Genomic DNA, 23,446 nt, shown 5'->3' on the forward strand with positions numbered 1-23,446 from the left:
CCGATCTTTCCCGCCGACCTTTTTCCTTCCGCCGCGACACCATGAGAACCAAGATCCGCAACGCCCGCCGCCTGGTGGTGAAGGTCGGCAGCGCCCTCGTCACCAACAATGGCGCCGGTCTCGACAAGACCGCACTCGACGACTGGGCGCGGCAGATCGCCGCATTGCGTGCCCAGGGGCGCGAAGTCCTGCTCGTCTCCTCCGGCTCCATCGCCGCCGGCATCCAGCGGCTGGGCTGGAACAAGCGGCCGCACGAAATCAGCAAACTCCAGGCCGCCGCCGCCGTCGGCCAGATGGGGCTGGTCGAAGCCTACGAAGAAGCCTTCTCGCGCCACGGCCTGCAGACGGCGCAGATCCTGCTGACGCACGAAGACCTCACCGACCGCACCCGCTATCTCAACGCCCGCAGCACGCTGACCACGCTGCTCGAACTCGGCGTCGTGCCGATCATCAACGAGAACGACACCGTCGTCACCGACGAGATCAAGTTCGGCGACAACGACACCCTCGGCGCCCTGGTCGCCAACCTGATCGAAGCCGACGCGCTGATCATCCTGACCGACCAGCAAGGCCTGTACACCGCCGACCCGCGCCGCGACACCGACGCCACGCTGATCTCGGAAGGACGCGCCGAAGACCGCCAGTACGAAGCCATGGCCGGCGGCGCCGGCAGCGGCATCAGCAAGGGCGGCATGATCACCAAGATCCGTGCCGCCCAGCGCGCCGCCCGCAGCGGCGCCCACACCTGCATCGCCAGCGGACGCGAGCACGACCCGCTGCTGCGCCTGGGCGCGGGCGAAGCCGTCGGCACCCTGCTCTACGCCAGCAGCACCCCGCTGCAGGCCCGCAAGCAATGGCTGGCCGACCACCTGCAACTGGCCGGCGACCTGATCATCGACGACGGTGCCATCGCCGCGCTCCGGAGTGGCCGCAGCCTGCTGCCGGTGGGCGTCATCGCGGTACGCGGCGATTTCGTCCGCGGCGCCGCCGTGGCCTGCCGCAGCGCCGCCGGCGAGGAAATCGCACGCGGCCTGGTGAACTACAGCGCCGCCGAATGCCGCAGGATCGCCCGCAAGCCGAGCGCCGAAATCGAGAAGCTGCTGGGCTACGTCGACGAACCCGAGCTGATCCACCGGGACAACATGGTCGGCCGCTGAAAGCCCCGCGCGCGGCCCACCGGGCCCGGCGAACCCGCCGGGCTCACTTTCGCACGGGATATCCTCCCTGAATAGCGTCTCGTCAGCTAATATTCCCTTTGGCTCGGGGAGCACATCGGCACGCCCTGGCCGGATATCGCGCAAACGCTCCGGCGTGCGCGTGGACAAGCGCCAGCGAGAGAGCAATGCAGAGGACGTCAACCAACTTCGAAGCCCAGGTTTCGAACCCTGGAACCACGCAACACCATCGCCAGCCGGACGGAGCGATCAGCGCCCCCGACGGTGCCCACACCCAGCTTCGGCAAGTCCAGACGCTACCGGCCCTGCTCGACGCACGGGCAGGATCGAACCCGTCCGCGATCGGCTACGTCCATCGCACCGGCAGCGCATCCACGACATTCACCTGGGCAGACATCCAGGCAAGAGTGCGAGCCCTGCAGGGCGGCTTTCAGCATCTGGGCATCGGGCGAGGCGACCGCGCCGCCGTCATGCTGCCCACCACCCCGGAATGGGAGCTCGTCCATCTGGCAATACTGGGACTCGGTGCGGCCATCATCGGGCTCGACGCTCACGACACCTCACGCAACCTCGGACACATCCTGGCGATCGCCCGGCCCCGCATCGTCATCACAGCCGATGCGGCCCAACTCGACAGGCTCGACGCACTCTACCCGGGCTTCGCCATACGGGTCATCGCAGCACCGGATGCCCCTCCGGGCACGCATGCGCTCGGTCCGCTCCATGCATCGCACCCCGCGCCGGCACCCGCCCCCCCACTGCCGACGGATGTCGCAACCATCATCTTCACCTCGGGCAGCACCGGCGAACCCAAGGGCATCGCCTACACCCATGCCCAGATCCTGCTGGCCTGCCGCGTCACCTGCGACGGCTTCCCGTCGATAGGCGTCGGCGATCGCATGGTCTGCTGGCTCCCGCCATCGAGCATGTTCCAGCGCGTTCTCAATCTGTGCGCCATCCTTTTCGGCGCCGAGACGCATTTCGTCGAGCGGCCCGAACAGATCGTGCAACGGCTGCCGGAAATACAGCCCAGCCTCTTCGTGGCGGTGCCGAGGTTCTTCGAGAAACTCCATGCCGGCATGCTCGAGCGCATCGACGCGCAGCCCGCTCCCGTCCGGGTGGGGCTGCGCGCCGCCTGGTCCATCGAAGAACGGATCGCCAAGGCCCGCAGCCTCGGTACCGAAGCGCCGCTGCACCTCCGCCTGCTCCATCCGTTCACCAAGCGGGCCCTGACCCCCCTGAGACGCGTGATGGGCAGCAAACTACGCTTCCTGGTCAGCGGCTCGGCGCCCCTCCCCATCTGGCTGATCGAACGCTTCGGCGCACTCGGCTGGCCGATTCTCGAAGCCTACGGCGTCAGCGAGGACATCGTCCCCATCGCCTTCAACACGCTCGAAGCCTCGCGGCCAGGCAGCGTCGGCCGCCCCCACCCCTCGAACGAGGTGCGCATCGCCGAAGACGGCGAACTGCTCGTGCGCGGCCCTGGCGTCTGCAGCCGATACGAACCCTGCACGCAGGCAGTGTCGCTCAAGATGAGCAAGGATGGTTTCCTCCATACCGGAGACTATGCCCGCCTGGACGAAGACGGATACCTCTGGCTGCTCGGCCGCAAGAGCGAAATCTTCAAGACATCGACCGGACGCCGCGTCACACCTCACCCGATCGAGGCGGAGATCAAGCGCCTGGAGTACGTCGAGCATGCCATCGTCACCGGCAAGGGCCACCCCTTCCCGGTCGTCGTCATCACCCTCGCACAAGGGAAGCCAAGCGGCGCCGGAGCACCGTCTGCCCCGCCCCCGGAGCAGATCGCCGGCGACATCCAGACCGCCTGTGCGCCGCTTCCCGGCCACCAGCGTCCGGCCGCCGTCATCGTCACATCGACACCGCTGAGCATCGAGAACGGCGAGCTCACGGCAAATCTCAAGCTGCGCCGAAAAGTCGTGGAGTTGCGTTTCACCGGCAGCATCGAAGAAGCCTACCGCCGCATCGAAGCCACGCCGGACCACGGCCCCGACTCTCCCCCCATCGTCGTCATCGCGCCATGAACACTTATTTCATCACCGGCGCATCCGGCGCCGTCGGCAGCACCATCGTGCCCATGCTGCTGCAGAACCGGGACACCCGCATCCGCATCCTGCTGCGCGCCGAATCGGACGAACATCTCGCCCAGCGGCTCGAGGCGCTCCACGACTTCTGGCAACTCCCACCCGGCGACGAAACCCGCCAGCGCGTGGAGGCACTGCGCGGCGACGCCACGCTACCGAAGCTCGGTCTGGACGAAACCACCTATGCCCGCCTGTGCGACGACACCACCCACCTCGTCCATTCGGCCGCCAGCGTCAGGATGAACGACCCACTGGACCACGCCCGGCGCTCGGCAGTCGGCTCCGCCGAAGTCATGCTCGGACTCGCACGCACCCTGGCCAGACGGAATACCCTGCAGAAGATGGAGTTCGTCAGCACGGTCGGCATCGCCGGCAAACGGCCGGGCATCCTGCCCGAAACCTGGATCGACGAAGCCCGTGCCTTCCACAACACCTACGAACGATCCAAGGCCGAAGCCGAAACCCTGGTCCGCGCGGCCATCGAGAAAGAAGGACTGCCGATCACGGTCCATCGGCCCAGCATGGTGATCGGCGACTCACGCGACGGCCGCATCATCCACTTCCAGATCTTCTACTACATCTGCGAAATCCTGTCGGGACGCAAGACATCCGGCCTGCTGCCGGATTTCGGCGACGCGAAGCTCGACATCATTCCGGTCGACCATGTCGCGGCGGCCATCGTGGCATCGAGCCAGGGGCGATCGCCCCGGGGACACATCCTGAACCTGTGCTCAGGCCCCGAACGCTCCCCGCGCATTGCAGCGCTGGTCATGCTCGTGCGCCAGATCCTGCAGGAGCGCGGCCAGGAGCTCCCACGCGGCAGGAGCATTCCGCGTGCATGGTTTGCCGCCCTGCCCCGCCTGCTGCGCCCGTTTCTCCCCGCGCCGCAAAAACGCCTGCTGGCGACCTTTCCGATGTACATGGACTATCTTTCGGACCATCAGGCATTCGGCAACGACGTCTATATGAGCTGGCTCAAGGTACGCAACGTACCTCTGCCCGAAAGAGCGGACGAATACGCCCGGCGCGCACTCGACTACTACCTGGGCAGGATTGCAGCACCCAGGAGCCGCAAGCCGTAGGGTCGTTACGGCTCCTCTGTCCGGCACGCTGGATGGACATCGATGATGACCGCGGCGAGCAGCCGGCGGCAGCGAAACCCATGCGCCGAATCCCGGAAGCGCTGGCGCAGCAAACCGATCGAGACGCCATCGCCTCCGAACATATCCAGCGCCGGGGGCTTTTGCGTACCATGCGTGCATTCCTATCGTCACCGCTGTTGCCATGAGCCTGCCCGTCGATGCCGCCTCGGTCACCCACAGCGTCCAGTTGGCGGTGACACCCGTGTCCTTTCTGACGGCGGTGGCCGGCATGATCGGAGCCGTGGCCGGGCGGCTGGCCCGCATCATCGACCGAGCCCGCGTGCTGGACGAGCGTGTGCGAACCAGCGCCGATCAGGAACTCACCAAGCGCTTGCTGGTGGAGCTGACGATCCTGCGCAAGGGGGCATATCGCGAACTTTTCCATCGGCTGTCTGGCGCTGTGCGGCTTTTGCATCGGCATCACCACCGCGCCCCTGCTCCTTGGGCAGGCATGGGAAACACAGTGGCAACTGGTGGTAATGGTGTGCTTCCTGATGGGCGTGCTGTCCTTCCTGGTGGCGCTCGGCTGTTCAGTTGACCACCCACCTGCTGATTCAAAGTGCTGATTCAGGCCACCTCGGCCATGGAGGCCTGTTTGATCATTTATCAGCGCTTCTAAAACGAAACCCCCGTCCAACACGAACATTGGACGGGGGTTTGAACGGTCACTCGATTACAGCCCCTAACAGCGAACCACTTCGAGCTGGTCCGTAAGAGATATCATGCCTTACGGCGACGCATGCTAGCGCCCAAGCCAATCAAACCAAGGCCGAGCAGGCCCAGCACAGCGGGCTCCGGAACCTGCTGCACGATATAGGCATCGCCTGCAGATGCAACGCTGAACAGCGAGCAGGTCGCGCCAGCCTTGAACGAGCACTCACTCAGCCCAAAGCTGTCCGTTACGTTGTTGTTCGTCACAGCTTCGAACAGATACTCACCAGTGGCAAAACCGGGGTTCAACAATCCACCCCCGTTATCATAAAAATTCATGATGCCAGCAGTGCTCAGGATCTGGGCCAGCAGCGTGGAGTCACCATTGGTTCCGCCAATGACGGCAGTGCTGGCTGCATTACCGCCGATCCCGATGATGCTGCCAGAGGCGCTACCGCCGCCAACAGCTTGAATCGTGAAATCGCCGCTGGTGAACGAGTACGCGAAGCCGCCACCGGAGTTCAAGGCAGTCACTTGACCACCCACATTGCTGAAGCTGATCGTGAGCATCGCATGCAGGGGCGACGGCGCGCCTGTATCGCCAGCGCCGACCGTGTTTTCGGCCGTATAGGTGACCGAATAGATGGAGCCCTGTTCCCGGAAGAGTGCCCCAACAAACACGTTGCCGGCGGCATCCGTTTCCTGCTCCACTGTGGCAGTACCGGACACCAGATTCAGTCGCCCGATGTTCGAGGTAATACCGTTCGTCGTCTCGAGCGCCCAGCCATCGAGAACGACGGCAGCCTGGGCTGCACCGCTAGCGGCGACAGTGGCACCAACCGCTGCAATGGCAAGAGCAATTTGCTTGAATTTCATGACCATCTCCTAGGTTTTCTTGAGTAAAACACGCTCTCGCCGAGAGCAGTTCAATTTGGCAGATGCCGCACGGAGACTTAAGCATGTAGTGTGCCAGTCACCGATCAAAACCATAAGCCCATGAAATTAAAGAAGTAGAACCCATACCCGAGAAAGCAGACCACCCACACATAGCCCGGCATGTAAAAAAAATCGACACCGTCATCCTCAAGCGAGCGGGAACATACTCTCTCGCTCCAGCCAATACGGCCTGGTTCAAAGGCCGCTAAACCATCAACTCCGCCAGCTCCTTGCGGATCGACCTCGACACCGGAACGGCGGACTCCCCGACCCGACAGAAAAACACCCCCTTATTACCGAGCATCCGGTCGACCTGCGTACCCACTTCATGCATCGCCGCATTGACATGCTCGTCGGCCGAAACCGGCTGTTCAGCCTGTGCATACCAACCGAAAATCAGTGGCGTCATCTGCGGCTGGAGATGCAAGCCTTGGGCCGCTGCCGTTAGCCATACCCGCTGCATCGCCCGTCCCGCATCCACGAACTCGGGCAAACTTGCCGGAAAAACGTCTCGCTCGACAAGCACGTGCGCGGCGCAGGCCCAGGCCGGCAGAAAATCGAGCATCACTCGCGGCGCAACCGTACCGAAGGCATAGCGGTTCAGCGCATCGACACGTGCCCAGCTTTTCATCGCCCACTGCATCAAACGGGCGGTGAGCGGATCGACGCCGACTGCTCGTTCGGGAATGCGGTCCTTGCTGAACGTGGCGCCCCACTCGATGATCTCCCGGTGCACTTCAAAGGCTTCGGGACATGTCAGGCGGACACGGGCGCTCGTCCACAGCAGGCCTGCTATTTTCAACCGCTCTCCGACAGGCTCGACGAGTCTGACCGAGTAGCCATCTCCCGGCGCAAGACGCAGCGCCTTCGCGGCAGACGGCGCCAATGGCGTGCGGCGCATCATCCTGCGCTGCACCGTGCGTGTGGTGATGAAGGGATGCAACGGATCGACCGCGAGATCGGCTTCAGGCACCAGCTTTACGTCATAGATCGGCGCATGCTCGGGGGTTTCGGCCCGCCAGTTCCATTCTGCACGCAAGCCGAATCGGGTCGCGGCAATCCTCAGGGTTTCGAGCAAGGCGCCATGCGCCATCTGACTCGCCCTCCCGTCCATGTCATAGAGGCACCAGTCCCGGGTGTCATGGCCGTGCACGGCGACATGATCGTCGGCAAGTATTTCGAATTTCCAGGGCTGGGTGTTGTCGCCGCTGGGCGCCCAGCGGGCGAGATTCAGGATTTCCAACAGTGTTTCGCGATTACTCACTTCATGCTCCCGTGGATTTCATTCGGCTCAGTTGCCAACGTGCAATCATCAACCCGAGCCGCTGCAGGGGATTACGGTTGCCACCAGGCCGCCATGTCCGCACGAACCGGTTACGATAGGCATCGAACTGATATCCGCGCGGTGCGGCAATCACCTCCCCTCGCCCCAGCAGTATCTTGGCTGCCTCCGTTGCCGCGACACCCGCGCACAGCTGGCACGCCATGATGGTGGAGGGGCCGCGGCGCTCGGTCAGATTCACCCGGGATGGATCCGCCAGATAGCTTCGCTGCAGCATGGCAGGCGACAAACCGAGCAGGAAGCGAACAGCCATTTCCTCTTCGTCGCATCCTTCCAGGCAGAAATACTCCTCGAACGACATCTGCCCCGGCAGAAATACCAACACAGCAGTTCCCATCCCCAGGGGAGCAGCGGTCACGGCGGGAATCCCCAGGCGATGGCAGGCCGCGAAGGTCGAGCAGCGGGCTTTGAACGAGAAAAAATCCAGGCCATCGACGTAGAGATCGACGCCCGAGAGAAAGTCGTCGAGGTTGTCGTCCGAGACCCCCTGCGGAAATGTCCTGACCTCCACCGTCGGATTGATTTCCGCCGCCATTTTTGCCAGCACGTCCACCTTGGGCTGCCCCAGCGAACCCACTACCGCGCCAGCCTGGCGATTGAAATTGACTATGTCGAAATCATCGAAATCGGAAATGTTGAAACGCCCGATACCCAGACGCGCCAGAGTGAGCAGATGGACTCCACCAACCCCTCCCATACCGGCGATGGCGATGCGCTTGCCACGCAAAGCAGCCTGCTCTTCGGACGTCACCCAGCCGATGTTCCGCGAAAACGCGGCGGTGTAGTCGAAGTCCTCTGTCACCCCTTTCCCCTTCAGTTTCTGCTGGTTCGGCCGCTATCATAGAGAGAGAACCCTGATACGCGAACCCCCAATGAGCCTCCGCGGCATGAGCCACACCCTGACCCTTTCCGCACGGAACCTGCTTCGGCAACGGCGGCGCGCCTTGCTGGCCCTGACCATCGTGGCGGGTGGAGTCGTGGCGTTTCTGCTCGCTAGCGGCTTCATCAACTGGATTTTCCAGGACATGCGGGAGGCGACCATTCATTCTCAGTTGGGGCATGTCCAGGTGACCCGGCCAGGATACTTGCGTGAAGGACTGGGAGATCCATACCAGTACCTGCTGCCAGCCGATACGTCTCCCGTCGCCGGCATCGTCGGGCAGCAGGCCCGCACGGTGACGCCACGGCTGGCCTTCAGCGGCCTGCTCAGCAAGGACGAAGCCACGGTCTCCTTCGTCGGCGAAGGTATCTCGCCGGAACAGGAACAGCCCATCGCGCGCGCGATCACGATCGTCGCCGGCAAGGATCTGACCGAAAGTCCGCCCGACTCCGTATTGCTGGGCGAGGGCCTGGCCGCCAACCTCGATGCCTCTCCAGGGGACCGCGTGGTCCTGCTGGCCACCACGGCCAGCGGTGGCATCAATGCCGTCGAGCTCACCGTCGCAGGCCTCTTCGCCACGATCACCAAGGCCTACGACGATACCGTGCTGCGGGCGCCGATCGATGTCGCGCGCAAGCTGATGCGCGTGGAGGGCGCGACAAGCTGGGTCGTGCTGCTGAACGAGACCGGCGACACCGACAAGGTCGTGGCCGCGTTGCGCGAGCAATTGCCGACGGCCGGATTCGAGATCATCCCCTGGTCCGACCTGGCCGACTTCTACAACAAGACTGTCGAACTGTTCTCGCGTCAGGTCGGCGTCGTCCAGTTGCTGATCGCACTGATCGTCATCCTCAGCATTTCGAATACCCTGTCGATGACCGTCGTCGAACGCACCGGAGAAATTGGCACCTCGATGGCGCTGGGGGTGCGCCGGCACGAAATTCTCAAGCTCTTCGTGACCGAAGGCATCCTGCTCGGCCTTGTCAGCGGCGTGGTCGGCATCCTGCTCGGCCAGTTGCTGGCCCAGTTGATCTCGGCAATCGGCATCCCCATGCCTCCGCCTCCCGGGATGGCACGGGGCTATACGGGAGAAATCGCGATCTCTCCTGCCCTGGCGCTCGAGGCCTTCATGCTCGCCTTCTTCACGACCTTGCTCGCCAGCCTGTTTCCGGCCTGGAAAGCGTCGCGCATGAACATTGTCGACGCGCTGCGCCACCAGCGGTAAAAGCCATGCTCTTCAAACTCGCCTTCCGCAACGTGTTCCGCCAGAAGATCCGCACGGCAATGACGCTCGTGGCGATCGTCTTCGGCGTTTCCAGCCTGATCCTCAGCGGCGGCTTCGTGCAGGACATCTTCGTCCAGCTGGGCGAAGCCATCATCCACTCACAGACTGGGCACATTCAGGTTTTTCGTCAGGACTTCATCGAGAAGGGAAGCCGCCAGCCCGACCGCTTCATCATCGACGATCCAGACGCCGTCGCGCGCGGCATTCTCAGCCAGAACGGCGTGACCGACGTGACTGCGCGGCTGAACTTCTCGGGCTTGCTGAACAACGGCAAGCGGGATCTGGCCATCATCGGCGAAGGCATCGAGCCCGACAAGGAAGCGCGGCTGGGCACCTACGTAAACATCACCGCAGGGCGCCAACTGACGGACGCCGACCACACCGGCATCGTCGTCGGTCAGGGCGTCGCGCACTCGCTCAGCCTGAAACCGGGCGACTTCGTGACGCTGGTCATGAATACCGCGGACGGTGCGCTGAACACGCTCGACTTCGAGATCATCGGCGTTTTCCAGAGCTTTTCGAAGGACTTCGACGCGCGCGCAGTCCGTATTCCACTCGACGCGGCACGGGAACTGATCGGGACGGCCGGCGCGAACCTGCTGGTGGTCTCCCTGGAACGAACGAAAGACACCGACACGGTTCAGGCCCGTATCGACGAAGCGCTCCCCCCTGGCACCGATTCCCGCAACTGGCACCAGCTGTCCGACTTCTACGACAAGACCCTGCAGCTCTATGACCGGCAGTTCGGCATACTCAAGCTGATCATCCTGATCATGGTCCTGCTGTCCGTCGCCAACACCGTGAACATGAGCGCCTTCGAGCGCCTGGGCGAGTTCGGCACCCTGCAGGCTCTGGGCAATACCCGGCGCCAGGTCTTCCGCCTGATTCTGGTGGAAAACCTCGTGCTGGGCCTGATCGGGGCGATACTCGGCGCGGCCATCGGTATTGCGCTGGCCCTGCTGATCTCGGCAATCGGAATTCCGATGCCGCCACCGCCGAACGCCAATCTGGGTTATACCGCTTTCATCCGGATCGACGCGACCACGGTCGCCGTGTCCTGCCTGATCGGCCTGGGAGCAACCGTGCTTGCATCGGTGTTCCCGGCAACCCGCATATCCGCCACTCCCGTCGTGGATGCGCTGCGACAGGGCAACTGACTACCTGGGAGCCACACCATATGTCACTCCTCGACCGCATCAATCTCGGCTACGGCTTCCGGAAATACTTCCGCATCGATGCGGCACATGATGAAGCGCTCCGCGACCAGGTTTACCGCGTCCGCCACGAAGTCTATTGCGAAGAGCTCAAGTTCGAACCAGAACGCCCCGATCGGCGGGAGATCGACGCTTACGATGCCCATAGCCTCCATTGCCTGCTGCGCGGCGTCGACGAACCGCACACACTGGTCGGCTGCACACGCCTCGTTCTGGTCAATCCGGACGATCCCGATGCACCGCTGCCCTTCGAACGCACCTGCGCCGCAACGCTCGACCGCAGCATCATCGACCCGGCCAAAATGCCGAGGGGCCGCATCGCGGAAGTCTCCCGGCTCGCCGTATGCGCACGGTACCGCCGCCGGAAAGGCGAAACCAGGAGGCCCGCCGACATCCAGGACGAGGATTTCGGCAGCAAGGGCCAGCCCCGTTTCCCGTATATCCCGGTGGGTTTGTACATGGGCGCCATCTCGCTGGCCATTCGCCACGACATCGATACCCTGTTCGTGCTGACCGAGCCTCGCCTGGCCAGCCACTTTGCCCGTCTCGGCGTCGATATCAGGCAGATCGGCGGCCCCATCGAACATCGCGGCACACGCGTCCCCTCTGTCATGGACGTGCAGAGCATCGTCCGCAACATGCGCATGATCATGCGCCCGCTATGGCGCACGATCGACGGGGAAATCGCCCGCAGCCTCGAACAAGGTTGAAAGCAGGCGGCCCCACCTGGGTGGGGCCGTCCAGACTGCCGACAGGACCAGGTTATCCTGGTCTTGTCGGTTTTTCAGCAAGAGCGCAGCAGCATCAGCTCTTCAAGGCCTCCTTGATCTGATCCAGCGTGCTCGGATCGTCGATCGTCGTCAGGTCGCCTGCATCGCGGCCTTCGGCCAGGGCCTGGATCGAGCGGCGCAGCATCTTGCCCGAACGCGTCTTGGGCAGCCCGCCGATGAAGTGGACACGGGCCGGACGCGCGATGGCACCCAGGCTTTCGTCGACCTTCTTCATTACTTCCTTCTCCAGCGCAGCGCGCTTTTCGGGCGTATCGACGTCGGCGGCATTCTTCACCACCGCGAAGGCCATCGGCATCTGGCCCTTGACCTCGTCCGCCACGCCGACCACGGCGACCTCGGCGATCGCCGGGTGCGACTGCACGGCTTCCTCGATCTCGCGCGTGCCGAGGCGGTGGCCGGCGACGTTGATGACGTCGTCCATGCGGCCGAGGATGGTGTGATAGCCGTTCTCGTCCCTGATGCCCCAGTCGGACGAGGAATACACCACCGGGTCGGAGAAAGTGCTGAAATAGGTCGACACGAAGCGGTCGTCCTGGCCCCACACGGTGGACAGGCAGCCCGGCGGCAGCGGCGGGACGATGCCGACGATGCCTTTCTCGTTGGCGCCGCATTCGCTGCCGTCCTCGCGGAAGATGCGCAGGTCGTAGCCATACACCGGGAAGGCGGGCGAACCGAGCTTGATCGGGCTCTGCTCGACGCCGCGGCAGATCGCCAGCATCGGCCAGCCGGTTTCGGTCTGCCAGTAGTTGTCGATGACCGGGATGCCCAGTTCTTCCATGATCCACCGGTGCGAGGTTTCGTCCAGCGGCTCGCCGGCCAGGAACAGGTGCTTGAGCGAGGACAGGTCGTACTTCTTGAGGAAGGCCGGGTCCTGCTTCTTCAGCACGCGCACGGCGGTGGGCGCGGAGAACATCACGCTGACCTTGTACTTCTCGACGATCTGCCACCAGATGCCGGCATCCGGGCGCAGCGGCGTGCCTTCGTACATGATCGTGGCCACGCCGGCGATCAGCGGGCCGTAGACGATGTAGCTGTGGCCGACCACCCAGCCGATGTCGGAGGTCGAGAACATGGTCTCGCCGGCCTCGCCGGTGAAGATGTGCTTCATCGACGCCGCCAGCGCCACCGTGTAGCCGCCGGTGTCGCGCTGCACGCCCTTCGGCTTGCCGGTGGTGCCGGAGGTGTAGAGGATGTAGCTCGGCTCGGACGATTCGAGCCATTCGACCGGCACCTGGTCGTCCATGTGCCTGGCGCGCAATTCGGCGTAATCGACGTCGCGGCCTTCGACACGCGGGAAGTCCTTGTCCAGGCCACGGTCGACGATCAGCACCTTGGCCGGCGGGAACTCGGCCAGTTTGCAGGCCTCGTCGACGAGGTGCTTGTAGGGCACCGGCCTGCCATTGCGCATGCCGGCATCCGAGCTGACCATCAGCACCGGCTTGGCGTCGTCGATGCGGGTGGCGAGCGAGCCGGCGGCGAAACCACCGAACACCACCGAATGGATGGCACCGATTCGCGCGCACGCCAGCATGGCGAACGCGGCCTCGGCGATCATCGGCATGTAGATCAGCACGCGGTCGCCGCGCTTGACGCCGAGCTCCTTGTAGATGGCCGCCATGCGCTCGACTTCGCGCTGCAGCTCGGCAAAGGTGTAGACCTTTTCCTCGTTGGTCTCGGTCGAGATATAGACCAGTGCGCGGTCGTTCGGCCGCGCGGCGGCATGGCGATCCACCGCGTTGTAGCAAAGGTTGGTTTCCCCCCCCTTGAACCACTTGACGAACGGTGGCCTCGAAAAGTCGCAGATCTGTTCGGCCGGCTTGTTCCAGTGGATGAGCTGGGCCTGTTCGGCCCAGAACCCGTCACGATCCTCGATCGAGCGGCGGTGAAATTGCTGGTAATCCGTCATTGCTTCCTCTCCCTCTCATTCCCTCATTGGCGGATGACAAGCCGCCCATGCCGACGCGCCGGGAAAGCGCCTTCGCCACGAGCGGCAATTTACGACTCAGATGGTGGTTTGGATGCCATCCATCCCGCCACTGCCAGCGTCCGATCCATGTTGGTATCGTTCGAGCTGCTCGATCGGCAACCCGCAGTGGAGTCGAGATTCTATCAATTCGAATAGCGGCATAAGCGCGCCGATGATGTCGGGCAGGCGCGCCTCGACTTCCCCGATCGCGCCGGCACGCAGTTGACGCAGCGCTGCATCGACACTGCAAATCCGCTTGGCATGGCGCTCCACCCATCCGGGCTCGACCTTGCCGTGGTCCGCGAAGACGCAGTTGCCGCCCGCTTCGTGTCCCTGTCGCACGCGCTCCTGGGCAATGTCCAGCAACTCGCTGACCTTGCCATGGCCATCGACCGCGGAGTTGGCCACGCCGATCGTCACGGTCACGCGGATGTGCTCTTCACGATAGGCGAGCACCAGCTTTTCGAAACTGCTCCGCAGACGGAGCGCGAAAGCGCAGCTCGACACCACGTCGATGCCAGGCGACAACAGCGCAAACTGCGTCGCCGAATGTTGCGACACGCTGTCTTCGGTGCGAATCCGCGCCGTGACCATCTTGGTCAACCTGCGCACGATCAGTTGAACGACATGCAGACCATGGCGCCCGAGCAAGGTTTCGTAGTCGTCGAGTTCGATCAGCATCACCGCGATGCCGGTCTGTCGCCGCTGGGCTTCGGCCAATGCCTGCTCGCCATGGTGCTCGAGATAGGCCCGGCTGACCAGGCCGCTTTCCGGATCCTTCGGGCTGTTGCTCGCGAGCGCTTCCCGGCTGCGCTCGAGTTCGGTCTGCGTCTGCGACAGACGTACCAGTGAATCGAGCGTCGCCAGCAGTTCCACGCTGCCCATGCCCTTGGCGATGAAACCATTCGCGCCGAGCGCGAGGGCGCGTTCGCGCGCATGCTCGTCCTCATCGCCCGAAATGATCACGACCGGCAGGCCGCGCACTCGTGCCACTTTGGACGAGCGGATCCGTTCGAGCAGGCCGAAGCCGTCGAGGCGCGGCATGCCGATGTCGGTCAGGACCAGATCGATCGCGGGGTCGACCAGCAAGGCCTCCCAGCCCGCTTCGCCATCAACCTCTTCGCGCGCCTCGAAGCGGCCCCGGACACTCTTCAGGATGGACGCCCGCACCATGCGCGAATCGTCCACCACGAGAATCCGGGGGAGTTTGCCGTCCACGGTCATTCCCGGAACGCCATCGCCCCGCAAGCGGGCCTGACGCCCGCCTGCCGGTCGATCACAAAAGCGTTGAAAAGCTTCACTCGGGCTTCTCCTGCCGGTGGAATGTCACAGACCGTCTCAGTGTGATTCGCCATAATTATAGCGCCATAGAAAGAAAGGCCGCCCCGGCAGGTGGCTTCAGTTTGAACGACACCGGCCGATAGCCATTCCGAACCCCGGATTTCCAAGCATGCCCATGAGCACCCTGCATTCCCCTCTGCCCTCGGTGGACGCCTACGTGGCGTACTTCACGCAACGGCCGCTGCCAGTGCTGCGCCAGACGGCACGCGAGTTGGAGGCGCTGCACCGTGACCCGGAGCATGCCGGGAGCCGCCGGCTTGCCGCCACCGTGCTGGCCGATCCGCTGATGACGATGCGCCTGCTCACGCACCTGGAAACGCATCGCCGACAGTCCCAGAATCACGATGTCACCACGATCGAACACGCGCTGATGATGATCGGTATCGAGCCATTCTTCCGCCTGTTCGGCACGCTGCCGACCGTGGAGGACACGCTCGGACAGAATCCGCGTGCGCTGGTCGGCGTGCTGCGGGTCATCGTCCGCGCCCGCCGCATCGCCGGGCTGGCGCGGGAGTTCGCGATCGTGCGGCACGACCTCGACGTGCAGGAAATCACCGTCGCCGCGTCGCTGCACGAAGCGGCCGAAATCGTCTGCTGGATCCATGCGCCGGCGCTGACCGAACAGGTCTATGCGCTGCAGACCGCCGATCGCCGCATGCGCTCGGCGGATGCCCAGCGGCAGGTATTCGGCATCACGGCCAATGAACTCCAGCTCGGTCTGATCCGCGCATGGCGCCTGCCGGCGCTGCTGACGCAATTGCTCGACGACAGCCAGCAAAGCGACCCGCGGGTCAGGACAGTGAGTCTGGCGGCGCGCCTGGCCAGGCATCTCGCCCGCGGCTGGGATGACCCCGGCCTGCCGGACGATCTCGCCGAACTCGACACCTTGCTGCGGATTCCGCGCGAAACCCTGCTCAGGCGCCTCGGCGCCCCCGAGGAAGCCTTGAATCGCCTGACCACACATTGACCGGACAAACTTTCTGGAGTCGAACACATGAACACCTTCAGCGCACTGGTAATGGGCGTACTCGTCCTCGGGCTGGTCTATGGCGTGCTCGTCTATAACGGGCTGGTCAATCTCAAGCACAACATCGCCAAGGCCTGGGCCAACATCGACGTGCTGCTCAAGCAGCGCCACGACGAGTTGCCCAAACTGGTCGAGGTATGCCGCCAGTACAAGCAGTTCGAGCAGGCCACGCTGGCGCGCGTCACCGAGGCCCGCGCACGCGTGGCCGCGGCACGCGAAACGCACGATGTCGGTGCCCTGGGCGCGGCGGAGAGCGTGCTGCGCGCTGGCCTGGGCCAGATCTTCGCCGTTGCCGAAGCCTATCCGGAACTGAAGGCGAACGAACACTTCGCGCAGTTGCAGAGTCGCATCAGCACGCTCGAGAACAGCATTGCCGACCGGCGCGAGTGGTACAACGAGGCGGTCAACCGGCATAACGTGCGCATCGAACAATTCCCGGATCTCATCGTCGCCCGCCTGTTCGCCTTCAGCGCCCAAGCCCTGCTGCAGTTCTCCAGTGCCGAAAAAGCCGATGTCGATCTGAAGGCACTGTTCAAAGGCTGAACCGGCCATACGCAGCCGATCCTCGCATGCTTGTCCGCCTCATCCACAGCCGGCTGGACGCAGCGCTGCCGCTGCTTCAGTTGGGCGTCGCCACCGGTCTGTTCCGGGCCGGGACAGGATGGCACGCCGCCGCGGCGCTGGCCTTTCTGGCCGCGACCGGCCTGTATGGCTGGGTGCGCGCGCTACGGCATTCGCGGCTGATCGCCGACACGCCGACATCGCGGATCGCCTCGGCGGCGCAAGGCTACGTCGAACTGCGCGGCAGGGTCCGGCCGCTCGACGGCAGCCCACTCCATTCGCCGATGAACGGCCTGCCGGTGCTGTGGTACCGCGTGCAGACCGAACGCCGCCAGACCAAGGGCACGTGGCAGATCGTCAGTACGGTCGAAAGCGACACTTCGTTCTTGCTCGACGACGGCAGCGGCACATGCGCGATCGACCCCGAAGGCGCCGACATGCTGGTGCGGCGCCGGGATGTCAGCACGGTCGGCGACATGCGCTACACGCAATGGTCGCTGATCCGCCACGACACGGTGTATGCGCTGGGCGATTTCGCCACCCTCGGCGGAGCCTGCCCAAACTTCGACAGCCGCACACAGACCCGCGACTTGCTGGCCAGTTGGAAGCGGGATCGAAAGACGCTGCTGCAACGCTTCGACCTCGACGGCAGCGGCGAACTCGACCTGCACGAATGGGAGCTGGCACGGCAGGCGGCCAAGCGCGAAGTCCAGCGCCAACGGCAGGAACTGATGGCCGCGCCCGAAGCGCATGTGATGCGCAAACCGGCGGACGGCCGGCTCTACCTGATTTCGGATCTCGACCCGGACCGGATCGCACGGCGCTACCGCTGGCTGGCGGCATTCCACGCCGCCGTGTTTCTCGGCGCCGTGGGTGCCTCGGCCTGGCTCCGTCAGGCCGGTGACTTCTGACGGCGCCTGCGGCCCATCGCGCAGCGCACTCGACCGTCAGGATGCAGCACGCGACTCCAGTTCTTCCCAGCGCAGCATGGCGGCCTCGATCTCGGCTTCGAGGGTTTCGAGACGGGCCTTGATCTGCGCCACGTCCTGCGGCGCTTGCTGGTACAGCGCGGGATCGGCCATGCGCGCATGCAGGGCCGTCTGCTCGTCCTCCAGCGCTGCGATCCGGTCCGGCAGCGCCTCCAGTTCGCGCTTGTCGTTGAAGGACATTTTCGCCGGACGCTTGGCCGTCCCGCTCTCCGGCCTGGCTTCGGCTGCCCGCTGCTTGTCGGCAGGGGCAGCCGAAGTCCGTTTCGCACTATCGCGCCTGGCCTGCTCCTCCTCCCGCGCCCGTTGCACTCGCTGCCAGTCGGCATGGCCGCCGGCATATTCGCCCCAGCGGCCGTCGCCTTCCGCAGCGATCACCTGGGTGACGACATTGTCGAGGAAAGCGCGGTCGTGGCTGACGAGAAAGAGCGTGCCGTCATAGCCGGCCAGCAGTTCTTCCAGCAGGTCCAGCGTTTCGATGTCGAGATCGTTGGTCGGTTCGTCCAGCACCATGACGTTGGCCGGGCGGGCGAACAGCCGCGCCAGCAGCAGGCGGTTGCGCTCGCCGCCGGACAGCGACTTGACCGGGGAACGCGCACGCTGGGGCGCGAACAGGAAGTCGCCGAGGTAGCCGATGACGTGCTTCTTCTCGCCGCCGATCTCGACGTAATCCGAGCCCGGGCTGATGACTTCGGTCAGCGGCAGCTCGGGATCGAGCTGGGCACGCAACTGGTCGAAGTAGGCCACGGTCTGGCGGGTTCCGCGCCGCACCATGCCTTCGTCGGCCTCGATCTCGCCGAGGATGAGCTTGAGCAGCGTGGTCTTGCCTGCGCCGTTGGGGCCGATGAAGCCGATCCGGTCGCCGCGCATGATGCGGGTGGAAAAATCGCGCACCACCACACGATCGCCATAGCGCTTCGAGACGTGTTCCAACTCGGCCACCATCTGGCCGCTCTTTTCGCCGCGGTCGACAGCCAGGCTGACGTCGCCGAGGCGATCGTGGCGCGCGGCGCGCTCGCGGCGCAAGGCTTCGAGACGGCGCACCCTGCCCTCGTTGCGCGTGCGCCTCGCCTCCACGCCCTTGCGGATCCAGACCTCTTCCTGCGCCAGGAACTTGTCGAAGCGCGCCGCGGCCTTTTCCTCGGCTTCCAGTTCTTCTGCCTTGCGCCGCTGGTAGTCGGCAAAGCGCCCCGGATAGCTCGCCAGCCGGCCGCGATCGAGCTCGATGATGCGGGTCGCGATGTTGTCGAGGAACACGCGGTCGTGGGTGATGACGATGACCGCGCCGCGAAACTCGCGGATCAGGCCCTCGAGCCAGAGGATGCCGTCGAGGTCGAGATGGTTGGTCGGCTCGTCGAGCAGCAGCAGATCCGGCTCGGCCACCAGCGCGCGCGCCAGCGATACGCGTTTGACCCCGCCGCCCGACAGGCTGGAAACCTTGGCGCTCGCATCCAGTCCGAGCTTGGCGAGCATGTGCTCGACACGCTGGTTGAGGCGCCAGCCGTCGGCCGCCTCGACCTCGTGCTGGAGCGTATCGAGCCACGCCAGCGCCTCGGGCGTCGCCTGCTCGGCCACCGCCATCATCGCGGCATGGTAGTCGACCAGCAGGCGGGCGGCATTGCCCAGACCATCGGCCACGGTCGCAAACACGTCGCGCTCGAGATCGAAGTCGGCCTCCTGCGGCACATAGGCCGTCACCAGCCCGGTTTCGCGCCACACGATACCGTCGTCCAGCGCGGCCTGCCCGGCCACTGCCCTCAGCAGGCTGGACTTGCCCGAGCCGTTGCGCCCGATCAGCGCCACACGTTCACCAGCGTCGAGCTGGAAGCAAACCTTGTCGAGCAGGTCGACATGGCCGAAGGCAAGGCAGGCGTTTTCTACGGACAACAGGGGCATGGCGTGAGATCGGCCGGGTCTCGGCCAGCAGCAGACAATCCCGAATTCTAGCCGCCCGCTCGCAGTTCGGACACTTTGCCCGATAATGCAGCGCCGTCCGGCCATGCTGGACGATGCGCGACCGCCACGCAGGGAACACTTGATGGAAGATATTCTTCAACGCTTTGCCAACACCGATGAAGATCCGGTTGCCCCATGGGTAGCATTGGTCGATCGTCTGCGCCCCCGGCACTCAACCCAGATCGACAAGGCCACCGAAAACCTCCGCACCCTGACGCACTGCCTTGCACGCCGGCCGGAACTGCTTGCCCAGGTACGAGCGGCGCTCATGCAGCTGTTTGCCGAGCGCAAACAGGTGTCACTCTACGTTTCCTCCGGCCTGCTTCCCTCCACCGGCTTCTTCACCGAGACGGCGAACCGCATCTCGCACCGCCTGCTGCCCGAAGTACGCGACACGAGCTACCTCAAGGATCTGCTGTCGATCGTGTTCCACCGCAGCGACGACGAAATCTGGGTCAACGGCGTCAGCGACGAAGTCTGGCTGGATCTGATCGCAGTACTGGTCGGCGATGAGCAGCCGATGGCCGAAGAGGATGCGGGCCCGTTGCCGCCGGCAGTGGGGGAGATTCTCGAATCGCTCCGGGTGCTGTCCTATCACGTCTCGGCCATTGGCCTGGACCCGGAGCTGGTTCGCATCGATCCGAACCTGGAGGAGTACGAATCGCCCTTCCTGGCGCAGAACGCCGAACTGCTGGTCTATATCGACCACTACAGCGACTGGTGGGCCACCCCCGGAGCACTCGTCACCGACGATCTCCACCTGACCGTGATGCTGGGCCAGTGCGACGAAGTGCTGCAACGGGTGCGCAAGCGCGCGACCAAGCTCGGCACCAGCCTGACACTGACCTTCAAGCTCGAACGCTTGCGCCAACACCTCGACCGCATCGACGAGTTGGTGTCGATGCTGAACGAACTGCGCAAGCGCCGCATGCTGGCCGACGTCGCACCGCGTGCGGTACGCCTGTTCAAGACCCTGGTGTGGGCGGAATGCCGCAAGAACAATCTGACCGACTACTGGAGCCAGAACGTCGAGATCCTGTCGCTGCGCATGACCGAAAGCGCCAGCAAGACCGGCGAGAAATACATCACCAGCACACGCAGCGAATATTTCGGCATTCTTCGTTCGGCCATGCTCGGGGGCGTCATCATCGCGTTGATGTCGGGGATGAAGCTCGTGCTGGGCGCGCAAGGCATGGCGCCGCTGAACGCCGCCCTGGCCTTCTGCCTGAACTACGGGCTCGGCTTTACCCTGATCCACATCCTTGGCGGCACCGTGGCCACCAAGCAGCCGGCGATGACCGCCAACGCCATCGCCGCCTCGATCGGCGAAGCGCGCGGCAGCACACGCGACCTCGAAGCCCTGGCAGACCTGATCGCACGCACGGTTCGCAGCCAGCTTGCCGCGATCCTCGGCAACCTCGGCACTGCCATTCCGATGGCGATCCTGGTCGGCACGGCCATCCATCATGCGACGGGTGCGCATTTCGTCGATCCGGACAAGGCACATCATCTGCTTGCGGAAATCGACCCGCGCAGCGGTGCGCTGTTCTTTGCCGCCGTCGCAGGCGTGTGCCTGTTCCTGTCGGGCCTGATCGCGGGCTACTACGACAATCTCTGCGCCTACTACCGCATACCGGAGCGCCTGCTGCAGTTGCGGTGGCCGCGGCACTTGTTCGGCGAGGCCCGGATGCAGCGGATCGCCGGCTACGTCGAGAACAATCTGGGCGCGCTGGCCGGCAACTTCTTCTTCGGCTTCCTGCTGGGCGGTACGACAGCGCTGGGGATGCTGTTCGGGCTGCCGCTCGACATCCGCCACATTGCCTTTTCCTCAGCCTATCTGGGTTACGCCTCGGCAGCGCTCGACTTCGCGCTGTCCTGGCAAGCGGCGATGCTGGGACTGTCCGGCGTGCTGCTGATCGGCCTGGTCAACCTGGTCGTCAGTTTCACGCTGACCCTGACCGTCGCCATGCGGGCACGCCGCATCAGCTTCGCCCAGGGCCGCAGCCTGGGCCGCATGCTGTTGCAGCGCCTCGCCCGCCGCCCGCAGGACTTCCTGCTGCCGCCGCTTCGCAATACGGCCGCCCCTCTTGGTGAGCCGCCGCCGAACGGCTAGAATGTGCGGTTCGTCGGCTCGTCATAGTTCAATGGATAGAACGGGCGCCTCCTAAGCGCCAGATCCAGGTTCGATTCCTGGTGACGGGACCACTTCAAAGCACCGAGCAGCACCCGGAAGCAGCACAAACCCGCGCAGCCACTGGCCCCGCGGGTTTTTGTTACGCCTGCCGCCACAGATGCAGCCCGGCATCGTTCAGGGGGCGTTCCCCAGCAGCCTGTGCAGATACTCCACGGGAATCGCATAACTGATCCCCGAGGGATCGGACAGCACGCTTTCCTTCGTCGATTTGACGAACACCATGTTGATGACGCCGATGACCTCCCCTGTCTTCGGGTCGAACACAGGGCTACCGCTATTGCCGGGATAAGCCGTGGCATCGAGTTGATAGACGCGGAACACGTCGTTGGCGAGCCGCCGGATGAGGGCGGGATTGAGATCGCGTGAATTGCCCTGGGGAATGCCGATCGGCGTGATCGCGGAGACGATGCCGCGATGCGTGACCGGCGTCATGCCTAGCACGGCACCGATGGGGAAGCCGGTAAATGCGATCTCCTGCCCTTCCTGCACCCGCTCCCGCGCAGCCAGCTTCAGGGCAGGCAGGGCCTCACCGCCTTCGAGCCGGAGCACGGCAAGGTCGCGGCTGCGTTCGCTGGCAACGCGGCTGACCTGCCGAACCGTCCCCTGCTGGTCCTTGCCGGGGACGACGATTACCAGCATTTCCATGTTCTCGCTTGCGATCGCTTCCGGAAGCACATGGGCATTGGTTGCAATCATGCGCCCATCGCCGACGACGAAGCCCGTGCCGCGAAACTGGAAGGCGGGGCTGCGGGTACGCTGATAGGTGCCGACCGCAACGACGGAAGGCTTGATGCCGGGCAGGATATCGACCAGATTAGCCCGCGCAAGCGCAGGAAATGCCGTCAGCGCAGCGAACGTACAAACCGATTGCAGCACCCGCCGGCGAATCCCGGCGTGCGCTGCGCGCTGCTGCTCAGCACTCATGTGCCGCTCCCTTTCTGTGCGGCCAGGCGCAGGTTGCGCAGCATCCGGCTGGGTGAGACGACGCTGCGGTCGTAGGGGTGATGTGCCTGCCCGACGTGGCGAAGGATACGTTCGACATATGCCTGCGTCTCACGATAAGGCGGCACGCCGCGATGGCGGTCGACCGCCCCTTCCCCCGCGTTGTAGGCAGCCGCGGCAAGGGCGACATCGCCTTCGAAATAGGCCAGCAACCAGCGCAGATAGGCCAGACCGCCACGAATGTTCTGCTCGGGATCGTAGGGCTTGCTGACGTTGAATCGCTCGGCGGTCTCCGGAATCAGTTGCATGACGCCCATCGCGTTCTTGGGCGACAGGGCCTGCGGATTCAGTGCCGACTCGGTCAGGCCGATGGCCAGCGCCAGTGCGGGCTGGATGCCGTACTTCGGCGAGAGCTCCGACAGCAGGCGGGCGATTTCGCGTCGCTCCGGCGACAGGCGTGCGATGAGGCCATCGATCGGCCAGCGCTCCCGCACCACGTCTGCCGGCCTGCGCAGGCATTCGGGCTTCGCGCGCGTGTCATCTCCCGTGTAGCGCAGCATCTTCCTGGCATGCTCGTGGCCCTTGCGGGCTGCCTGGGCAAACAAGGCACCAGCATAGGCGTCGTTGCGCTCGACGCCACGGCCATTGGCATACATCCAGCCCAGGGAGTACATCGCTTCGACGTCGCCCAGGCGAGCTGCTTCGCAATAGAGTCGGGCTGCGTAGGGCTGGTCACGCGGAACCCCTTCGCCATGCTCGTAGCTCAGGGCTTCTCGCGCCAGATAGCGGGCCTGCTCGGCAAGGCGCTTGTCGATGGCAAACGCAGTTGGCACAGGCAGCGCGATCAAGAGTCCGAGCACCCATTTCATGCCATTCCAGAAAAATCCGGGATGGCCAAAACTGGAGCGGATCACTACGGACTGCTTCGTCATCGCTGCCTCCCCGATACGAT

The 23,446-nt window shown here is 64.4% G+C and carries 20 protein-coding genes and 1 tRNA gene; 13 read left to right on the plus strand and 8 right to left on the minus strand.

Annotated elements, in window-relative coordinates; genetic code table 11:
* Positions 1-41: 41 nt before the first annotated feature.
* The 5 genes from proB (at position 42) to ACNQFN_RS17385 (ending at position 4,960) form a co-directional block, all read left to right on the plus strand.
* Positions 42-1,157 carry a glutamate 5-kinase gene (proB, locus tag ACNQFN_RS17365; protein ID WP_418647079.1) on the plus strand — a complete coding sequence of 372 codons (1,116 nt, stop codon included), beginning with the start codon at positions 42-44 and terminating at the stop codon, positions 1,155-1,157.
* 185 nt (positions 1,158-1,342) lie between these two features.
* Positions 1,343-3,220, plus strand: coding sequence for an AMP-dependent synthetase/ligase (locus tag ACNQFN_RS17370; RefSeq protein WP_418647080.1), 1,878 nt, complete (start codon positions 1,343-1,345; stop codon positions 3,218-3,220).
* Positions 3,217-4,362: an SDR family oxidoreductase gene (locus ACNQFN_RS17375; protein ID WP_418647081.1), complete on the plus strand. Its 1,146-nt coding sequence runs from the start codon at positions 3,217-3,219 to the stop codon at positions 4,360-4,362. The genes ACNQFN_RS17370 and ACNQFN_RS17375 overlap by 4 nt, the downstream gene beginning before the upstream one ends.
* A gap of 32 nt (positions 4,363-4,394) precedes the next feature.
* On the plus strand, positions 4,395-4,568 hold the full coding sequence (locus tag ACNQFN_RS17380) for a hypothetical protein (RefSeq protein WP_418647082.1): 174 nt from the start codon (positions 4,395-4,397) through the stop codon (positions 4,566-4,568).
* Entirely contained in the window at positions 4,565-4,960 is a 396-nt protein-coding gene (locus ACNQFN_RS17385; RefSeq protein ID WP_418647083.1) for a DUF2721 domain-containing protein, read from the plus strand. Before ACNQFN_RS17380 ends, ACNQFN_RS17385 begins: the two co-directional genes overlap by 4 nt.
* Before the next feature lie 182 nt (positions 4,961-5,142).
* On the opposite strand, the gene ACNQFN_RS17390 is transcribed toward ACNQFN_RS17385, so the two are convergent.
* The 3 genes from ACNQFN_RS17390 to ACNQFN_RS17400 form a co-directional block, all read right to left on the minus strand.
* A complete protein-coding gene (locus ACNQFN_RS17390; RefSeq protein ID WP_418647084.1) occupies positions 5,143-5,949 on the minus strand; it encodes a PEP-CTERM sorting domain-containing protein in 807 nt (268 codons plus the stop codon).
* A gap of 265 nt (positions 5,950-6,214) precedes the next feature.
* Positions 6,215-7,273, minus strand: coding sequence for a nitroreductase family protein (locus tag ACNQFN_RS17395; protein WP_418647085.1), 1,059 nt, complete (start codon positions 7,271-7,273; stop codon positions 6,215-6,217).
* A 1-nt stretch (position 7,274) separates the two neighbouring features.
* Positions 7,275-8,153 (minus strand): ThiF family adenylyltransferase, encoded by an 879-nt coding sequence (locus ACNQFN_RS17400; RefSeq protein ID WP_418647086.1) that lies wholly within the window; start codon positions 8,151-8,153, stop codon positions 7,275-7,277.
* Positions 8,154-8,238: 85 nt separating this feature from the next.
* On the opposite strand from ACNQFN_RS17400, the gene ACNQFN_RS17405 reads away from it, so the two are divergent.
* From ACNQFN_RS17405 to ACNQFN_RS17415, 3 genes are read left to right on the plus strand one after another with little or no spacing between them, the layout of a single operon-like run.
* Positions 8,239-9,456: an ABC transporter permease gene (locus ACNQFN_RS17405; protein ID WP_418647087.1), complete on the plus strand. Its 1,218-nt coding sequence runs from the start codon at positions 8,239-8,241 to the stop codon at positions 9,454-9,456.
* A 5-nt stretch (positions 9,457-9,461) separates the two neighbouring features.
* Positions 9,462-10,673 carry an ABC transporter permease gene (locus tag ACNQFN_RS17410; protein ID WP_418647088.1) on the plus strand — a complete coding sequence of 404 codons (1,212 nt, stop codon included), beginning with the start codon at positions 9,462-9,464 and terminating at the stop codon, positions 10,671-10,673.
* 20 nt (positions 10,674-10,693) lie between these two features.
* A complete protein-coding gene (locus tag ACNQFN_RS17415) occupies positions 10,694-11,440 on the plus strand; it encodes a PEP-CTERM/exosortase system-associated acyltransferase (protein ID WP_418647089.1) in 747 nt (248 codons plus the stop codon).
* A 94-nt stretch (positions 11,441-11,534) separates the two neighbouring features.
* Here the strand turns inward: ACNQFN_RS17415 and ACNQFN_RS17420 are convergent, their stop codons facing one another.
* The gene (locus tag ACNQFN_RS17420; protein WP_418647090.1) at positions 11,535-13,427 is read right to left on the minus strand and encodes a propionate--CoA ligase; all 1,893 of its coding nucleotides are present in this window, start codon (positions 13,425-13,427) and stop codon (positions 11,535-11,537) included.
* A gap of 96 nt (positions 13,428-13,523) precedes the next feature.
* Positions 13,524-14,711 carry a response regulator gene (locus ACNQFN_RS17425; RefSeq protein ID WP_418647091.1) on the minus strand — a complete coding sequence of 396 codons (1,188 nt, stop codon included), beginning with the start codon at positions 14,709-14,711 and terminating at the stop codon, positions 13,524-13,526.
* 232 nt (positions 14,712-14,943) lie between these two features.
* Here ACNQFN_RS17425 and ACNQFN_RS17430 point away from each other — a divergent pair, with 232 nt between their 5' ends.
* Genes ACNQFN_RS17430 through ACNQFN_RS17440 form a run of 3 tightly spaced genes read left to right on the plus strand, consistent with a single transcriptional unit; the run spans position 14,944 to position 17,327 of the window.
* The gene (locus ACNQFN_RS17430) at positions 14,944-15,795 is read left to right on the plus strand and encodes an HDOD domain-containing protein (RefSeq protein WP_418648931.1); all 852 of its coding nucleotides are present in this window, start codon (positions 14,944-14,946) and stop codon (positions 15,793-15,795) included.
* Between the two features lie 27 nt (positions 15,796-15,822).
* Positions 15,823-16,398: a LemA family protein gene (locus ACNQFN_RS17435; protein ID WP_068637140.1), complete on the plus strand. Its 576-nt coding sequence runs from the start codon at positions 15,823-15,825 to the stop codon at positions 16,396-16,398.
* Positions 16,399-16,424: 26 nt separating this feature from the next.
* Positions 16,425-17,327 (plus strand): hypothetical protein, encoded by a 903-nt coding sequence (locus ACNQFN_RS17440; protein WP_418647092.1) that lies wholly within the window; start codon positions 16,425-16,427, stop codon positions 17,325-17,327.
* Between the two features lie 36 nt (positions 17,328-17,363).
* Here the strand turns inward: ACNQFN_RS17440 and ACNQFN_RS17445 are convergent, their stop codons facing one another.
* Positions 17,364-19,298 carry an ATP-binding cassette domain-containing protein gene (locus ACNQFN_RS17445; protein WP_418647093.1) on the minus strand — a complete coding sequence of 645 codons (1,935 nt, stop codon included), beginning with the start codon at positions 19,296-19,298 and terminating at the stop codon, positions 17,364-17,366.
* 142 nt (positions 19,299-19,440) lie between these two features.
* Here ACNQFN_RS17445 and ACNQFN_RS17450 point away from each other — a divergent pair, with 142 nt between their 5' ends.
* Both ACNQFN_RS17450 and ACNQFN_RS17455 read left to right on the plus strand, forming a co-directional pair.
* The gene (locus tag ACNQFN_RS17450) at positions 19,441-21,471 is read left to right on the plus strand and encodes a site-specific recombinase (protein ID WP_418647094.1); all 2,031 of its coding nucleotides are present in this window, start codon (positions 19,441-19,443) and stop codon (positions 21,469-21,471) included.
* A 17-nt stretch (positions 21,472-21,488) separates the two neighbouring features.
* Positions 21,489-21,563, plus strand: a tRNA-Arg gene (locus ACNQFN_RS17455).
* 103 nt (positions 21,564-21,666) lie between these two features.
* Here ACNQFN_RS17455 and ACNQFN_RS17460 read toward each other — a convergent pair.
* On the minus strand, positions 21,667-22,476 hold the full coding sequence (locus ACNQFN_RS17460; protein WP_083953607.1) for a S1 family peptidase: 810 nt from the start codon (positions 22,474-22,476) through the stop codon (positions 21,667-21,669).
* Entirely contained in the window at positions 22,473-23,363 is an 891-nt protein-coding gene (locus tag ACNQFN_RS17465; RefSeq protein ID WP_418647095.1) for a lytic transglycosylase domain-containing protein, read from the minus strand. The genes ACNQFN_RS17460 and ACNQFN_RS17465 overlap by 4 nt, the downstream gene beginning before the upstream one ends.
* Positions 23,364-23,446: the final 83 nt, after the last annotated feature.

The organism is Thauera butanivorans (assembly GCF_048398245.1).
GTDB classification, from domain to species: domain Bacteria; phylum Pseudomonadota; class Gammaproteobacteria; order Burkholderiales; family Rhodocyclaceae; genus Thauera; species Thauera butanivorans.

What these genes read in the sequence shown, in the direction of transcription:
- proB (WP_418647079.1), top strand. Translation starts at nt 42, where the DNA reads ATGAGAACCAAGATCCGCAACGCCCGCCGCCTGGTGGTGAAGGTCGGC.
- ACNQFN_RS17370 (WP_418647080.1), top strand. Translation starts at nt 1,343, where the DNA reads ATGCAGAGGACGTCAACCAACTTCGAAGCCCAGGTTTCGAACCCTGGA.
- ACNQFN_RS17375 (WP_418647081.1), top strand. Translation starts at nt 3,217, where the DNA reads ATGAACACTTATTTCATCACCGGCGCATCCGGCGCCGTCGGCAGCACC.
- ACNQFN_RS17380 (WP_418647082.1), top strand. Translation starts at nt 4,395, where the DNA reads ATGGACATCGATGATGACCGCGGCGAGCAGCCGGCGGCAGCGAAACCC.
- ACNQFN_RS17385 (WP_418647083.1), top strand. Translation starts at nt 4,565, where the DNA reads ATGAGCCTGCCCGTCGATGCCGCCTCGGTCACCCACAGCGTCCAGTTG.
- ACNQFN_RS17390 (WP_418647084.1), bottom strand. Translation starts at nt 5,949, where the DNA reads ATGAAATTCAAGCAAATTGCTCTTGCCATTGCAGCGGTTGGTGCCACT.
- ACNQFN_RS17405 (WP_418647087.1), top strand. Translation starts at nt 8,239, where the DNA reads ATGAGCCACACCCTGACCCTTTCCGCACGGAACCTGCTTCGGCAACGG.
- ACNQFN_RS17410 (WP_418647088.1), top strand. Translation starts at nt 9,462, where the DNA reads ATGCTCTTCAAACTCGCCTTCCGCAACGTGTTCCGCCAGAAGATCCGC.
- ACNQFN_RS17415 (WP_418647089.1), top strand. Translation starts at nt 10,694, where the DNA reads ATGTCACTCCTCGACCGCATCAATCTCGGCTACGGCTTCCGGAAATAC.
- ACNQFN_RS17420 (WP_418647090.1), bottom strand. Translation starts at nt 13,427, where the DNA reads ATGACGGATTACCAGCAATTTCACCGCCGCTCGATCGAGGATCGTGAC.
- ACNQFN_RS17425 (WP_418647091.1), bottom strand. Translation starts at nt 14,711, where the DNA reads ATGACCGTGGACGGCAAACTCCCCCGGATTCTCGTGGTGGACGATTCG.
- ACNQFN_RS17430 (WP_418648931.1), top strand. Translation starts at nt 14,944, where the DNA reads ATGAGCACCCTGCATTCCCCTCTGCCCTCGGTGGACGCCTACGTGGCG.
- ACNQFN_RS17435 (WP_068637140.1), top strand. Translation starts at nt 15,823, where the DNA reads ATGAACACCTTCAGCGCACTGGTAATGGGCGTACTCGTCCTCGGGCTG.
- ACNQFN_RS17440 (WP_418647092.1), top strand. Translation starts at nt 16,425, where the DNA reads ATGCTTGTCCGCCTCATCCACAGCCGGCTGGACGCAGCGCTGCCGCTG.
- ACNQFN_RS17445 (WP_418647093.1), bottom strand. Translation starts at nt 19,298, where the DNA reads ATGCCCCTGTTGTCCGTAGAAAACGCCTGCCTTGCCTTCGGCCATGTC.
- ACNQFN_RS17450 (WP_418647094.1), top strand. Translation starts at nt 19,441, where the DNA reads ATGGAAGATATTCTTCAACGCTTTGCCAACACCGATGAAGATCCGGTT.
- ACNQFN_RS17460 (WP_083953607.1), bottom strand. Translation starts at nt 22,476, where the DNA reads ATGAGTGCTGAGCAGCAGCGCGCAGCGCACGCCGGGATTCGCCGGCGG.
- ACNQFN_RS17465 (WP_418647095.1), bottom strand. Translation starts at nt 23,363, where the DNA reads ATGAAATGGGTGCTCGGACTCTTGATCGCGCTGCCTGTGCCAACTGCG.